The organism is Bdellovibrio sp. HCB185ZH (assembly GCF_047302455.1).
Taxonomy (GTDB): domain Bacteria; phylum Bdellovibrionota; class Bdellovibrionia; order Bdellovibrionales; family Bdellovibrionaceae; genus Bdellovibrio.
On record NZ_CP178624.1, the window covers coordinates 1,572,415 to 1,586,129 of the forward strand.

Below are 13,715 nucleotides of genomic sequence, written 5' to 3' on the forward strand. Positions count from 1 at the left end.
GAGAGGGACACCATGAGAAATTTACTAGTTCTAGCAACACTCAGCTCATTTATGATTTCTTGCGCGACTATGAAATCTTGGATGGGTTCAAGCGAAACTCCCGCAACTCACGAACAACCAAAACCAACAGACCCGTTGGATCTGTCAGATGCTGATGCCGCCAGAGAAACTCCGGCTGCTGGTGGCGAACAAACTGCCGCTGCAGAACCCGCTCAAGAGGGTGCTGAGCTCTCTAATCACTCCGACCCTTATGTTGCTGAAGCTGCGAGCGATATCGCCGCTAAAACTCAAGGACCTGCTGACAACACGTCTGGCGACTCGCAAAACCTTCCTCAAAAAACTGTGAACGAGGAAATGGAGCGTGCCGCTCCAAGCTGGCAAGGTGAGCCGACTCCGGCTATCGCCAATGTCGCTCCAGAAGAACCGGCGGTTTACAACTCTTCTGCGTTCGACTCTCCTCGCAAAAGTACTAAGCTGCCAGCGAAAAAAATGGCCGCAACTAAAAGCAAAAAAGAAGTCGCTAAAAAACCAAAAGTCGATTGCAAAAAGGTAGCGAAGGCCGGCAAGAAAGCTAAGAAGAACGACGTCGCTTACTGTAAAGCCGAGAAAAAAGCCCTGGCAAAAGTGAACGCTAAAAAGCCAAAAGTAGACTGCAAAAAAGTAGCTAAGCTTGGCAAAAAAGCTAAAAAACCAGATGTCGCTTTCTGTAAGGCAGAGAAAAAGAAAAAGGGCTCAAAAAGCCGCGTGGCTAGCAAAAACTAATCACGACAGTTAACAAATAAGTTTCACGAAGGGATGCCAGACCGGCATCCCTTTTTTTTATGCCCTTTTTCAGATTTAGCCGCTATGGTGAAGGAAGGAATGGCAGCAATGGTCGGCAAACTTAAAACGAATTTCAATAACTTCTGGGGCGTCATCAAAGATACCGTCCAACAAATGCGGGATGGTGAACTGGCATTGGTGGCAAGCTCTCTTTCGTTTTCGACGATCCTGGGCATGGTCCCCTTTCTTGCTGTCGTGACTGCGACTTTTCAGTCCATCGGTGGCTTTGAAGCCCTCTATCCCAAAGTTGAATTCTTTTTGCTGATGAACCTGCGTGAAGCTGCTGGCAGTGATTTGACAAAATATCTGCGCATCTTTTTAAAAAACATCAATGCGGGTAAAGTCGGAACAACGGGAGCCGTGTTTTTATTCATCACGTCCTTGCGCCTTCTTCACGATATGGAAGTCGGCATTCACCGCGTATGGAACCAGAAAAACACGCGTCCCTTTTATAAACGTCTGATCTATCAATGGGTGCTTATTCTTTTGATTCCTGTGTTCCTGGCGATTTATGTGGGCTTTAATACTTTGGATCAATTCCAAGTGGTTCGGAAGCTTTTGCCGACTGGATTCATGAACGGAATGGTTTTGGTGGGAAGCCTATTCCTGATCTATAAGCTGGTCCCCGACCTTCCCGTTCACTGGCGCTCGGCCTTCGTAAGCTCGCTGCTGGGTGCTGCCGGAATGTTCGGCGTGCACAAAGGCTTCTCCTATCTGACATTGGGAGTTTTCAACTACAATAAGATCTATGGCTCCTTTGCCGCGATTCCGATCCTGACCCTGTGGATTCTTTCCCTATGGTATGTGATCTTAGGCGGCGTTGCCCTTTGCGCGAGCCTGCAAAAACGTCACATCACTTAGGGCCTTCATTTTCAATCCACTCCGGAACAAGCCCAAGCTTTTGCGATGCAATGCATTATGGATGAAAAAGTGCGGTCATGGGCTTGGAATTTGGGAATCAATTTGCTAGTTTGTGCCCCTTCAGCGATATTAGATCGCAAGTGGTTCCGTAGCTCAGCTGGATAGAGCATCTCCCTTCTAAGGAGAGGGTCGTACGTTCGAGTCGTACCGGAATCACCATTTTCCTCTCTGCCGCTTCGGTCAGTCCTCGCTCTTTTCTTTCTTTGTTAAATTAAGTTTTCTTGGTGGTTCGATGTTTTTTTCGTGCCTTCGTTTTCTTTTTCGGTTGGCTGTGGAGCTTGCGGCAGAGAGGAAAATGGTGAGCGCGTGTTTTCTGTTGGGCTGGCCTTCGGCGCCGCCTTTTGGGGGGCGGGCCCCCTCTGTTCTAAATTTTGGAAGATGTCCTTCGAATCCTTTTACTTTTCATAAATTCAGCTCTGAGTCATATTCCGCTCCGTTAACTATATTTCAAATAAAACTTTAGACGGAGTAGATATGAAAAATATGATTCTGGTTTTGGCTATAAGCTTTCTTTCGATGAATGCATTTGCTGGCGCACGAGAGTTTCGTGTGAATGGCTGGGCGACTAGCACTACGGGCTATGCCATTGCATGGGGCGTGAATGGTGCGAATACTGATTTCGAGGCTTTGGATAAATTGTCACATGAAGAGCTTGTTGATTTTATCGAGGGTCATGATGTGCGCAATTATCTTGTCGATCTCGGCACAAACCAAATTCTCTTGGATCTATCAGGCGCGGAAGGAGGTATCCTTGAACTAGAGGCCGGCGAAACTCATTGGGGAAATCACTTTAGCATTTCTATCGGAGATATGGTTATGCCCTACTCTGAAGGACGCGATATCGTACCGGTTATCTCAAACTACAAATGGAGTGCATCACTCAGTCATGTGGTGGTAACTAAAAAAACAGCTGCTGGTGTCCAAGTACTTAAAGACGACCAACAACTTGAAGCCCGCATTCTAAAAGCCGTCTCTGAAAAACTGACTCCTTCTCAACAAAAGAAATTTGAAAAGGGCTCGACATCTATTTCTATGCACACCTCTCAAGACGGTAGAAATACAGAAATTACATGGATCGCTGAGGTCCCAAAAAGTCTGGAAGATCCTATTATCACTGTGAAAGCCAACGTCGAATTCAAGTTGGATGACAAGGATAATATTTTGGTAAAACTGATCAAAGTATCTTATAAAGAAGACTAAGTCCTAACTCTTTACTTGGAGTGAACGCAATGAAGTTGCTGATTGCCAGTCTGTTGATCCTTGGAACATCTTTTAGTTTCGCTGCACCCGGTGAGACTGATGTAAATCCAGATGATCTGTCTTCAGATGCCGACGGCAACTTCGTTCTTTGTACCTTGAAAGACGGCCGCGCAATGCAGGCAACCTCGTGGCTGGTCTCGGTCGACAATTTGATTCTTTCTAAGGAACCTGTCAGAGCTTATGTCACCGCCACTTCAGAAAACCTGGAGTTTAAAAGTTGGGCTTATCGTGTTTTGGTCACAAAACAACGCCCGGCTGCTGGCGGAGTCCAATCCGTTCGCATCGAACATTTGAAACCTTCGGCGCCAACCGAACACATTGAGTGCATCGAAAAAAATACTGCGCTCAAATAAACCGGTCTTTGTTATAAATTAGTTTCGGGACCTAGTTAAATATCAGCTTGTCTTTTTTTAAAGTGTGCTCATTATTGTTACTGATTGTGATCACACTTTGAAAGGAACCGCTATGAACCGTCCCCTTTTTGAGCCCATTCAGTTGGGTCGAATTAAATTGCAAAATCGCCTGGTCATGGCGCCGATGACCCGCTCCCGTGCGATTGGAAATTTAGCCAACGATATGATGGTTAAATATTATGCTGACCGTGCCTCTGCGGGATTGATTATTTCTGAGGGTATTTCCCCATCTCCGAATGGTTTGGGCTATGCCCGTATCCCGGGACTCTTTAATCAAGAGCAAGCGGCGAGCTGGAAAAAAGTCACTGACGCGGTTCACGCCAAAGGTGGTCATATCTTTGCGCAGCTGATGCACACCGGCCGTGCTTCTCATCCTGACAATTTGCCTCCAGGTGCAAAAATAGTAGCGCCATCGGCGATTGCCCTGTCTGGAAAAATTTGGACCGACACTAAGCAAGAACAGCCCTACACGACGCCGAATGAAATGACGATTGAGGAAGTAAAATCCACGATTCAGGAATACATCAAAAGTGCAGAGCTTGCCATTCAAGCTGGTTTTGATGGCGTTGAGCTTCACGGTGCAAACGGTTACTTGATTGAGCAATTCTTAAATCCCAAATCCAACAAACGCACGGACATGTATGGTGGCTCTGATGAGAATCGCATGCGCTTTGTTTTGGAAATCGCCAATGGCACCGTGGAAAAAATTGGCGGCGACCGTCTCGGGATTCGCGTCTCCCCTTACGGCGTCTTTAATGATACAGGCGCTTTTGAAGGAATAGAAAATTTCTACTCCACCCTGGCGCAGAAATTTTCTGATCTGGGCATGGTTTATATTCACGTTGTTGATCACAGTGCGATGGGCGCTCCTCCCGTAAATCCCGAAATCAAAAAACTGATTCAGCAAAGCTTCAAAGGTCTTTACATCACTTCTGGTGGGTATGACGAAAAAAGAGCGGAGCAAGATCTCTTGGATAAAAAAGGTGACTTGGTCGCGATCGGCCGACCGTTTATCTCTAATCCTGATCTAGTCGCAAAATTGAAAGAGGGAAAACCCCTGACCCCGTATGATCATACGACCTTCTACACTCCGGGTGAAAAAGGATATAACGACTACAAATAAAAAAAGGTCCCTGAGAAGGGACCTTTTTCTTTTCTATTTTTCGTAAATACCAATCAGTTTTCCGACATCGTAAATAAATAGCTTCGATCCAATCAAAGCCCCCGAAATAAGCGTCTTACCATCAGGGGTGATATCTAAAGCCGTGGGCTGAGCTCCCCCGACCAGGGTGAAAACCACCGCGCCGTTTTGAGTATCGATGATATCCACTTTGCCCATGATTTTCGAATTCACCTCCGTATCTCCTTCAGTAGAGGTCGTTCGAGCCGACACATACAGGTAGCGATTTTGCACGGGATCTAAGACAATCGTGTTCTGATGCGCCAAAGGCCACTTCTTATTTGGGAAGTTCGGATGATCCTTAGGATAGTCCTCTAACACCAAAATATTTTTTGGCCCCGCAGCTGTTGCAAATGGAACAAATAAATCCTGCCACAACGTTGCCGGCAAAACGACATTTGGTCCTTTTTCTGGAAGTGCTTCCACAATTTGCATCAATTTACGCAAATCGATTCTGGAAACAGCATTGCCACGCATATGACTTAAATAAGCAAAGCTGCCATCACGGGAAGTTACGATGTGGCGCAGATTTAAATCCCGGCCCGCTGTCTCTTTACCGATCGGAGCCAACTCCGCCACTTGCTTGTGTTCAATGGAATCAACGATGAATAAACTTCCCGTTTCAGTTGCCAGAACCAGCGCGTACTTGCCATCCGGAGAGAAAGCAATTCCTCGCGGAGCAATCTTATAACCATGATTTACTGGTGGCTTAAAATGCGAATTCAAATCGATCTTTTTAACAAAGTAAGAATCCCCTTTTAAAGTTCCATCGTCTTTCATGTTCGTGATATCCAAAACACTGATATCGTCGGAAAAATAATTCGCGACATAGATGATCTGCTGAGGATTTCTGATGCGTGAAAGGACGGGACGAGTCGCGATAATTTTTGCTCCTTGTCCAAATACCGGAATGTACTTCGCGATTTTTTGAGTCTGCGCATTTACAACAGTGACTAAGCCCTGATCTTTATAAATTTCAGAGCCGGAATCACCCTCGGCCCGAGCGATCAAAGCCCACTTGCCGTCATAGGAAAAGTCCACTTCGGTATTGGCCAATATTCCTTTGCGCATGCCAACTGGAGTGATCAAAGTCTTTGATAGAGTCATTTTTTCAAGGTCATATATCGAAGCCGTAGGAACTCTTTTCTTAGTTTTCGGATCAATCTTTCCACACATTTCGGCCAGATAAAGGTAACGCCCGTCGGGGGCAACCCTCGCACCCTTGGGCTGACAACCCGTGGGCAGTGCGGTTTTAAAGAAATCTTTGGTGTTAAAAGCGTTTAAATCGTTCGCCGAGGCGCCAGCTACACAAGAATACATGGCCAAAGCCAGAATTAGGATCTGTTGCTTCATGGGATTCTCCTTTGAAAGAATGCCATCGTTATGCCGGACAGACTGAATCACAATTGACCATCTTGTAACGTGCCAAGTGCCAACAAAGTCTTAACCAAAGGTCGTCTTGCCTTCGGATAATGGCTTTGTTAATTTGACCGCAATGAAAGCATTTCTTCTGACATTCGCACTCTTTATGTTCTCGAGTGTTCCCGCACATTCTGAAAGTTTCGCAACGGTTATGGGTGCTGAATGGCACTATGAATACAGTTTGTTTGATGCCTTTCGCGCCAACGCTCCCCACTATTGGAATTGGTTGAAGTTGCAAAAGTCCCCGATGCTTTCAGTTCAGGGAGTTGTTGTCGGCGATCCCCACATCCAAAATTTTGGCGATGTGCAACTGTCTTCAGGCGGTCGTGAATTCACTTTGATCGATATTGATGACGGCGGAAGCAACGCGCCCTTTGCTGGTGACTTGATTCGCTATGCCGCTGGAAATCAAGTTTCTCCGTTTACCATTCCGCTCTCACAAATCTTTGATGCCTATGTGAGTGGACTTCAGGGACAAGCTTTGCCCGAGCCTGAGGTTTTGCAGGCGACCCTTGCCCACACGGACGCAGATTATTTTAAACGGCAGAATAAATACCTTAATAAATTAACCGAACAGAATCATTTTTCCGCAAAAGCAAAATTGACTCCATTGAATAAAGCTCCGGCCTCTGTGCAGAATTTGTTTCAGCAATCCGAGGCGATTTTTGCTGCGGCTGTCACGGGATATCAAATCCTAGATATCGGCTACAAAACCAAACTCAGCGGAGGCAGTCAGGGACTCCCCCGTTTTTGGTATCTGATTCAAAAAAATCAAGAACGCTACATCATCGAGTTCAAATTAGAAGCCCAGGCCGCGACGTCATACTATTCCGACCAAGGCGCACCTGATCAGCGTTTTCCTTATGTAGCACAAGTGTATCGCCCGTCTCGCATGGTGTACGGGCCCTTCAAAATTGTAACGACATCTGGTGGACAGTTCTTGATGCGCGCTCGCTTTGATGATTATTTGGATTTCGATCCAGAAGATGCAGATGAAGGTCACAATATCCAGGATGGACAAAAGATGTCCCTGTACATCGCAAACTGTCTGGGACGCTGGCACGGTCAACAATCCTCAGCGGCACCCTTGTTAAGCGTTTTAAATTATAATGAATTCAAAAGTTTTGTGAATAGCTACGTCAACCTTATGACGAAAGAGAATAACCAATGAACGGCCCTACTTGGAATATTGAATCAGTTTATCCAACTCTAACTTCACCTGAATTCCAAAAAGACTGGAATCACGTCACGGGCGAGCTTGAGTCTTTGCAAAAAAATATTGCCGAGATCAAAGCCGACCTACAAAAACCATCTGATAAGACCATCACCCAGATTCAAAATATATTGATGGCCTACGAGAAGTGCGTGATCACAGCGGCCACCATGTCGACTTATGTGAACTGCCTTTTATCTGTGGATTCTACAAACACGGATGCAAAAACCAAAGAATCAGAAATTCAGATTTTCTTTTCTAAATTGTCTCAAGCGATCATTCCTTTGAATTTGATGATTCAAAAATGCGACGAGGCGACGTTCAATAAAATCTTAAACCATGACCACATTAAATCTTATCGCTTTAATTATGAAGAAAAGCGCAAAAAAGTGGCTCATGCATTATCCGAACCCGAAGAGCTTTTGATGACGAGCCTTGAGGTTTCTGGTCACACCGCTTGGGGCAATCTTTATGATGAACTCAGCGGCAATATGCGCGTGCAATTGAAATATGCTGATCGCACGGAAACAGTGGGCCTGGCGAAGGCCAGCGCTTTGACGAAAACTGCGAACGAGGCCGATCGAAAAGCTGCCTGGATCGGTATTCAGGAAGCCTGGGCCGAGCACCAGCACAGTGCTGCTGCTATCGTGAATGCACTTGCTGGCTGGCGCATCGAGGACGCCCAAAAGCGTTCTCACACGAAGGCCATGTCTTTCATGAACAATCCACTGAACGACAACCGCATCACGCAAAAAACTTTAGATGCGATGATCACGGCTTGCCGTAATAACACCAAAGATATTCAAAAAGCTGGTTTGCTTATGGCGAAAGTGATGAAGAAAGAAAAGTTGGAACTGTGGGATCTGATGGCCCCAAGTCCCATCGCCGCTTCAGCAGCTGCCGTGCCATTTGAAGAAGGTGCTAAAATCGTGAAAGACTCTTTTGCCAATGTCTCCCCTGAAATGGCGGACTTTGTGCAAATGATGGTTGATAACAATTGGATTGAAGGACGTGTTCTTCCGAATAAACGCACTGGCGCTTATTGCACAGGCTTCCTGGCAAAACGGGAGCCCCGTGTTTATATGACGTACATGGGTTCAAACAGCGATATCGGAACCCTGGCCCATGAATTGGGACACGGTTTTCATTCGTGGGTGATGCGCGATATGTCTCTAGGTGAAATGGATTACCCGATGACCCTGGCTGAAACGGCGAGCGTTTTTGCAGAAACCGTTCTAGGTGACGCTTTGATGGGAGTTTCCAAATCCCGCGAAGAAAAAATTGAAAATGCCTGGGGCGATTTGGAAAGTGCCATGGCATTTTTGATCAACATCCCGGTCCGTTATGAATTTGAACGAAAATTCTACGAAGCCCGCAAGGAGCGCACTTTGAGTGCTGACGAACTTCGCAGCCTTATGGGAAGTGTTTGGAAAGAATGGTATGGAGATAGCACGGAAAAAGCAGATGAGCTTTTCTGGGCTCACAAACTGCATTTCCATATCGCGGGTTTAAGTTTCTATAACTTCCCTTATACGTTTGGATATTTGTTCTCGTTAAGCATTTATGCCCGCCGTAAAGAATTGGGCGCCGAATTTATGCCGAAGTATAAAGCGATCTTGCGCGATACCGGCAGAATGTCGGCAGAGGATTTGATTCAAAAACATCTGGGTGAAGACATCACTCAACCGGCTTTCTGGCAAAAGTCGATTGATGTTGTGAAAGCCAAGATCAATCACTTCGAAACTTTGATTTCAAACTAAGAAATTAAAAAGGCGCCGGTTGAAACCAGCGCCTTTTTTTTAATAAAAATTACTTTTTAGGTTTTACGAAAAGGAACACAAACTGATCGGTCTTGCCACGAATCGCAGGATCAAAAACATTCAGAGTGTGAGGTTCTTCTCGTTTCAAAATTTTTCCTTCTTCTGCCAATACAAAGCCAGCTGCTTCCACTTCTTTTTTCACCATAGCAGGATCTATTCTGTGCAGACGTTCAATATCAGCATCTGTAGCGCCTGCGGCTGCAACGTGATCAATCACGACGTAACGACCACCGGGCTTTAACATTTTGAAGACCATTTTATTAAATGCCACCATATCCACGGTGATGTATTTTTTGATATGCAGGTCATGATAGTTTTGCGATGTCCAAACCAGGTCAGCGTTCGCGTCAGGCGCATCCAAAATCGGCGTAACCGCTACAGAGGTATTCTTCAAACCTTTGGTAGCCTCCTTCGTGGCATCCACCGGCTTAAAAGGAGCGCTCTCAAATTCCTTTGGTATAAAGGCGGTCACATGTCCTTTGTCTCCAACTACGCTCGCAAAAAGTTTAGTGAAATAGCCTTTCCCAGGCATCATATCCACCACTCTTTCACCGGCTTTCACTTTGGAAAATTCCAGCAATTCTTTGGGACGCCTGTCCGTGTCAGCCTTTTTATCCTCCGCAGAACGAGATGATGCTGACAATGCCGCCTCCAGCGGATTTGTCGCCGCTGCAAATGCGGTTTGAATTCCCAAACACATAGTAAAAATAAGAATTGGTAATTTCATAGCGGGTCCTTTCACTTGGGAAAAGCGTAGTCCCGGGCCAAGTCGAGTGCAAGATCTGAGTTCTTTCCACATCCTCCCCTCTGAAAGACCAGTAGTTCATTAAAAATCCCACATGGTTTTGCTGCTATTCTACAATGAGGACTCATCACACTCCTGGGGAGAAAGCACATCCATGCAGCTTCTAACGACAATCAAAGAAACCGTTTTAAAATATTATGAATTTATCAAAGAGATGGACGAACTGATGATCAGTCGTTTGCGTGGCGAAGATGAATTCGATAGACCAAAAAAAACGGAGCACAAACGTGCTCCGCGTAAAAATAACGTCAGTATCGAAGATCTTAGACCTCAGAAGAAGTCCGAAGAAGCTTCTTAGTGGTGAAGCTGGCAGCCAGCTACATTCACATCTAGTTCATTGTATTGGTTCAGGCACGAGTAAACCCAGAAAGTTTGCTCGCCGTAAGAGTAACCACGGTAAGCTTTTTTATTACCATTCTGGTCGATCTCGCATGGATTATTCATTGTGCACATTTCGCCTGAATCGCTGCCTGTATTGTTAACACCGATAACTGTACGAGTGTCTTTTTGCACGATTGGTGAACCTGAAGTTCCACCGATCACTTGGCAACCCGGGCGAGAGTAACGAATAGAGTCCTGCCATGTGAAACCCGCTTCTTCCAAATAAGGAATGAAAGCTTCGATCTCACAAGAATAACCGCGCTTCCAGTAGCCAGAGATCACTTCGATTTGTGTTTTTTCAACAGGACGTTGAGAAGCCAGCAACAATGGATTCACTGCGTATTTAGATTTAATTTCAGCATACGTCTCTGCCAATTTATAAATCGTCATATCAGTTTTCGTCATTGATGAGTAAACGATTGTCGTTGCGTTCAAACGACCCACAACTTCCATACCCGCATTGAATAGTCTGAAAGTACGACGGCTTGGTTTACCGTAAACATAAGTTCCTGGTTTTGGAAATCCAGTTTCCAAGCAATGACCATTCGTCAAAACCAACGCTTTATCTGTATCGCGTGAGTTTTCCAAGCGAATCAATGACCCTGAACAGTTGTCCAATCCAACAATCCCCTCGAAGTTGTATTGTGCGGTGAAGTTCTCAGGCAAAGACACCATCTGGTGTGCGTTCGGAAGTGGCAATGCTTGAGCTGTTGCCGCTACTGTCATTACAGCTAGTAAAGAAATAATAAGTTTCATGTGTTCCCCCCGGTTCAAAAGCCTATCGATAAGCCCCCGAAGTCACAACGGAAACCTCAAATACGCGGCGCATATACTGCAATTTAAGGAGAATTTCTAGGAGTCGATAACCCGCCGTTTCCAGGAAGAAATTGATGCAAACTCCAGGGACTTCAAATAGAAGCGAGATCCTTCACACTCATAGGAGACATTATGAAGTTTGTTATCGCTTTAATGCTTTTCGTTCCAGGAATGGCTTTCGCCTATGGCGAAACGGTTTTGAACCGCACCATCAATCCATACGTTCCGAAAAAGGGCACTTTCACGGCGCAAGCCATTTGCTACAAACCCGACGCCAACGCATTCAAGGTTTACGTGCCGGCTCACAAAGCTGTGACTTGCAAATCTTACCGTTGGGATCACTCTGACTCTCATTATCCTAAAAAAGTTTGCGTCGGCCCGAAAGTGGTCTCTTACCCTGCCAAATACATCACGGCTTCTCGTGATTACGTTCAGGAAGTTTGCATCAAGTGGAACCGCGATGACTCCACTCGTCCACGTTGTGTAAAATCGGTTCAGCAAACTAAGAAATATCCTTTGGAATACACGCAGTCAGTTTACGAGATGTCTGATTATCGACACGAGCGCCCGCTTTCCACAAAAACGAAAACAATTGCTAACTGCTACTAATCAGCAGTTGATTCAATTCAATGAAATAAAAAAGCCGGGTCCAAGCCCGGCTTTTTTATTTTGGTTTTTCTGAGTACCGACTATTCGATGGTTACTTTAGCTGGTTCAGAGATCACAACGGTGAAAGTTTCACCCTCTTCGTGACCGAACATTTCAGCTTTTAAGTAACCCATTTGGAAAGTATTACTTTTATAACCAGCGCGGATAATGATCAGATAATTGATGGAATAGATTCCACCGTTTCCTCCTGATTCAAGTCTTACAACATCTTCAGCAGAAATCGTGTCGTCATAAAAGTAGGACGGATCAATTTCTTTTAAAGTCTTCATGTATTTATTAAGTGGAGAGCCTTCTTTCTTAACTTCTTTGGCGAAAAGATTTTGCAAGGCCTCCACGGGTGAATTGTCAGCAGGATGGATTGTTTGACGAGCAAACTCCCCTGCCTGAGCCGTTGTTGTTATACCTAAAACCATTGCAATTGCGATCAACACTGCTTTCATAAATTCTCCTTTAAGGTTCGTTATGAAGGCTTTATAGGCGGATGAACCGAGTTTCGTAAAATAGAACGATTCGAAGGATGATTTGTGAATTTTTGAAGGATAAAAAAAGCCCCGTGTACCTTGCGATACCGGGGCTAAAGTTTTTTAAATTAAATTACCGCGAACTAGAAGCTTTTCTTAACTACGTCGACAACGTATTGAAGTTCTTCAGGTGTGATATAAGCGAAACATGGAAGGTTCAATACAGCTTGGGAGATATAGTGAGCGTTGCCATTGTCAATTTTACCTGCCAAGTGAGCTTGAGCACCAGATTGCATGCTCATTGCGCCTGGATAAATAGTCCCGTAACCTACGTTGGCTTTTTTCAAGTTATCGATCAATGCCGAACGAAGTTTTGGCTCAATCATCGCTACTGCACAGTACCCGTTTTCAGTAACAGTGGAAGCCGCGCGAACTGGTTTTAGTGGCAAGCCTTTCAAAGACTCTTCATAGAACTTAACCGCGTTCATACGAGATTTGATACGAGCGTCGATGTGTTTCAAAGACATGTTCAAGAACAAAGACTCGTAAGCACCGATACGGGAATTCCAACCGATCATACCGTGAGAATAGTGATCTGTACGACCGTGGTTGATCAATGTGCGGCAGTTTTTAGCGTAAGTATCGTTCGCTGTGAAAATTGCACCCGCATCCCCCGAAGCACCCAAAACTTTTGCTGGGTAAAAGCTTGTCGTTGAAATCTCAGCAGTTCCCAAAACCGATTGGCCAGAGATTTCGGTACCAAAACATTGAGCACCGTCTTCGATCAAAACAACGCCATTGTCTTTTGCGAATTTTCTGATTTCCAAAGTTTCTGGAGTAACCCAGCCGTAAAGATGAACCATGATGGCAGCTTTAGGTTTGAACTGCTCGACTGCTTTTTTGAAAGTGGCAAGATCCCAGTGGCAATATTCTTTGTTCACATCCACAGTTACCGGGTTTGCGCCCACGTTGACAACCGCTTCGAAAGTCGCCCAGAAAGTCATATCTGGAACCAGAACTTTATCGTTCTTTTCAACGCCCACAGCACGCAAAGCGATTTGAATGGCATCAGTTCCATTGGCACAGCCGATAGCGTGTTTGGATTTTGTGTATGCTGCAAGATTTGCTTCCATCTCGCCCACGATCGGACCGCCTACGAATTGAGTTTTATCAAAAAGATTGGCAACACCGGCCAAAAACTCATCGCGGAAACCAGGTTCAAAACGGTTCAAAGTAATAAATGGAACTTGTTGAATGCTCATAAGTACTCTCTCATCCAAGGTTAAAAAATAAGTCTTATGCAGATATTTTCCGCTAAGATTTTAATTTGTGCAATCAAGGGCTGCGCGTCGCGTGGCTGAAGCACTGTAGCTTTCTCTCCACGAGTGGTGCTTATACACAACACCGAATCGTGATTTAGAACCAATTGCGAGGGGCACTTCCCTTAGGCAATGGTCCAGGCACCGGAAATATCAAGAAACATGCTGTGGCACTGGTTTTCAAGGAGGAGAATCAAGTAGAACGCCGCGTAT

The 13,715-nt window shown here is 45.3% G+C and carries 14 protein-coding genes and 1 tRNA gene; 10 read left to right on the forward strand and 5 right to left on the reverse strand.

Annotated elements, in window-relative coordinates; genetic code table 11:
• Nucleotides 1-12 precede the first annotated feature (12 nt).
• The 6 genes from ACLSU7_RS07670 (at nucleotide 13) to ACLSU7_RS07695 (ending at nucleotide 4,539) form a co-directional block, all read left to right on the forward strand.
• Complete coding sequence (locus tag ACLSU7_RS07670; RefSeq protein ID WP_413294973.1) at nucleotides 13-762, forward strand: hypothetical protein; 750 nt, start codon at nucleotides 13-15, stop codon at nucleotides 760-762.
• A 99-nt stretch (nucleotides 763-861) separates the two neighbouring features.
• Nucleotides 862-1,683: a YihY/virulence factor BrkB family protein gene (locus ACLSU7_RS07675; protein WP_413294974.1), complete on the forward strand. Its 822-nt coding sequence runs from the start codon at nucleotides 862-864 to the stop codon at nucleotides 1,681-1,683.
• Between the two features lie 142 nt (nucleotides 1,684-1,825).
• Nucleotides 1,826-1,902: transfer RNA gene (locus ACLSU7_RS07680), tRNA-Arg, on the forward strand.
• Between the two features lie 315 nt (nucleotides 1,903-2,217).
• Complete coding sequence (locus ACLSU7_RS07685) at nucleotides 2,218-2,943, forward strand: hypothetical protein (protein WP_413294975.1); 726 nt, start codon at nucleotides 2,218-2,220, stop codon at nucleotides 2,941-2,943.
• A gap of 29 nt (nucleotides 2,944-2,972) precedes the next feature.
• Nucleotides 2,973-3,356, forward strand: a complete 384-nt coding sequence (locus tag ACLSU7_RS07690) for a hypothetical protein (RefSeq protein ID WP_413294976.1) — start codon at nucleotides 2,973-2,975, stop codon at nucleotides 3,354-3,356.
• A gap of 112 nt (nucleotides 3,357-3,468) precedes the next feature.
• The gene (locus tag ACLSU7_RS07695) at nucleotides 3,469-4,539 is read left to right on the forward strand and encodes an alkene reductase (protein WP_413294977.1); all 1,071 of its coding nucleotides are present in this window, start codon (nucleotides 3,469-3,471) and stop codon (nucleotides 4,537-4,539) included.
• A 33-nt stretch (nucleotides 4,540-4,572) separates the two neighbouring features.
• Here the strand turns inward: ACLSU7_RS07695 and ACLSU7_RS07700 are convergent, their stop codons facing one another.
• Nucleotides 4,573-5,949 (reverse strand): hypothetical protein, encoded by a 1,377-nt coding sequence (locus ACLSU7_RS07700; protein WP_413294978.1) that lies wholly within the window; start codon nucleotides 5,947-5,949, stop codon nucleotides 4,573-4,575.
• Nucleotides 5,950-6,091: 142 nt separating this feature from the next.
• Here ACLSU7_RS07700 and ACLSU7_RS07705 point away from each other — a divergent pair, with 142 nt between their 5' ends.
• A complete protein-coding gene (locus ACLSU7_RS07705) occupies nucleotides 6,092-7,189 on the forward strand; it encodes a DUF2252 family protein (protein ID WP_413294979.1) in 1,098 nt (365 codons plus the stop codon).
• Nucleotides 7,186-8,991, forward strand: a complete 1,806-nt coding sequence (locus tag ACLSU7_RS07710) for a M3 family oligoendopeptidase (protein WP_413294980.1) — start codon at nucleotides 7,186-7,188, stop codon at nucleotides 8,989-8,991. Before ACLSU7_RS07705 ends, ACLSU7_RS07710 begins: the two co-directional genes overlap by 4 nt.
• Nucleotides 8,992-9,040: 49 nt before the next feature.
• Here ACLSU7_RS07710 and ACLSU7_RS07715 read toward each other — a convergent pair whose 3' ends face one another.
• On the reverse strand, nucleotides 9,041-9,778 hold the full coding sequence (locus ACLSU7_RS07715; protein ID WP_413294981.1) for a class I SAM-dependent methyltransferase: 738 nt from the start codon (nucleotides 9,776-9,778) through the stop codon (nucleotides 9,041-9,043).
• A gap of 112 nt (nucleotides 9,779-9,890) precedes the next feature.
• On the opposite strand from ACLSU7_RS07715, the gene ACLSU7_RS07720 reads away from it, so the two are divergent.
• Nucleotides 9,891-10,154 carry a hypothetical protein gene (locus ACLSU7_RS07720; protein WP_413294982.1) on the forward strand — a complete coding sequence of 88 codons (264 nt, stop codon included), beginning with the start codon at nucleotides 9,891-9,893 and terminating at the stop codon, nucleotides 10,152-10,154.
• On the opposite strand, the gene ACLSU7_RS07725 is transcribed toward ACLSU7_RS07720, so the two are convergent.
• Nucleotides 10,151-10,993 carry a trypsin-like serine peptidase gene (locus ACLSU7_RS07725; protein ID WP_413294983.1) on the reverse strand — a complete coding sequence of 281 codons (843 nt, stop codon included), beginning with the start codon at nucleotides 10,991-10,993 and terminating at the stop codon, nucleotides 10,151-10,153. The two genes, ACLSU7_RS07720 and ACLSU7_RS07725, sit on opposite strands and share 4 nt — an antisense overlap.
• A 192-nt stretch (nucleotides 10,994-11,185) precedes the next feature.
• Here ACLSU7_RS07725 and ACLSU7_RS07730 point away from each other — a divergent pair, with 192 nt between their 5' ends.
• Nucleotides 11,186-11,662 carry a hypothetical protein gene (locus ACLSU7_RS07730; RefSeq protein ID WP_413294984.1) on the forward strand — a complete coding sequence of 159 codons (477 nt, stop codon included), beginning with the start codon at nucleotides 11,186-11,188 and terminating at the stop codon, nucleotides 11,660-11,662.
• Between the two features lie 80 nt (nucleotides 11,663-11,742).
• Here ACLSU7_RS07730 and ACLSU7_RS07735 read toward each other — a convergent pair whose 3' ends face one another.
• Together ACLSU7_RS07735 and ACLSU7_RS07740 are read right to left on the reverse strand one after the other, a co-directional pair.
• Entirely contained in the window at nucleotides 11,743-12,162 is a 420-nt protein-coding gene (locus ACLSU7_RS07735) for a hypothetical protein (RefSeq protein ID WP_413294985.1), read from the reverse strand.
• A gap of 164 nt (nucleotides 12,163-12,326) precedes the next feature.
• The gene (locus tag ACLSU7_RS07740) at nucleotides 12,327-13,445 is read right to left on the reverse strand and encodes a DegT/DnrJ/EryC1/StrS family aminotransferase (protein WP_413294986.1); all 1,119 of its coding nucleotides are present in this window, start codon (nucleotides 13,443-13,445) and stop codon (nucleotides 12,327-12,329) included.
• Nucleotides 13,446-13,715 lie beyond the last annotated feature (270 nt).

Coding starts and splice junctions, on each gene's coding strand:
- ACLSU7_RS07720 (WP_413294982.1), top strand. CDS start 9,891: ATGGTTTTGCTGCTATTCTACAATGAGGACTCATCACACTCCTGGGGA.
- ACLSU7_RS07710 (WP_413294980.1), top strand. CDS start 7,186: ATGAACGGCCCTACTTGGAATATTGAATCAGTTTATCCAACTCTAACT.
- ACLSU7_RS07670 (WP_413294973.1), top strand. CDS start 13: ATGAGAAATTTACTAGTTCTAGCAACACTCAGCTCATTTATGATTTCT.
- ACLSU7_RS07705 (WP_413294979.1), top strand. CDS start 6,092: ATGAAAGCATTTCTTCTGACATTCGCACTCTTTATGTTCTCGAGTGTT.
- ACLSU7_RS07695 (WP_413294977.1), top strand. CDS start 3,469: ATGAACCGTCCCCTTTTTGAGCCCATTCAGTTGGGTCGAATTAAATTG.
- ACLSU7_RS07740 (WP_413294986.1), bottom strand. CDS start 13,445: ATGAGCATTCAACAAGTTCCATTTATTACTTTGAACCGTTTTGAACCT.
- ACLSU7_RS07700 (WP_413294978.1), bottom strand. CDS start 5,949: ATGAAGCAACAGATCCTAATTCTGGCTTTGGCCATGTATTCTTGTGTA.
- ACLSU7_RS07685 (WP_413294975.1), top strand. CDS start 2,218: ATGAAAAATATGATTCTGGTTTTGGCTATAAGCTTTCTTTCGATGAAT.
- ACLSU7_RS07715 (WP_413294981.1), bottom strand. CDS start 9,778: ATGAAATTACCAATTCTTATTTTTACTATGTGTTTGGGAATTCAAACC.
- ACLSU7_RS07690 (WP_413294976.1), top strand. CDS start 2,973: ATGAAGTTGCTGATTGCCAGTCTGTTGATCCTTGGAACATCTTTTAGT.
- ACLSU7_RS07735 (WP_413294985.1), bottom strand. CDS start 12,162: ATGAAAGCAGTGTTGATCGCAATTGCAATGGTTTTAGGTATAACAACA.
- ACLSU7_RS07725 (WP_413294983.1), bottom strand. CDS start 10,993: ATGAAACTTATTATTTCTTTACTAGCTGTAATGACAGTAGCGGCAACA.
- ACLSU7_RS07675 (WP_413294974.1), top strand. CDS start 862: ATGGCAGCAATGGTCGGCAAACTTAAAACGAATTTCAATAACTTCTGG.
- ACLSU7_RS07730 (WP_413294984.1), top strand. CDS start 11,186: ATGAAGTTTGTTATCGCTTTAATGCTTTTCGTTCCAGGAATGGCTTTC.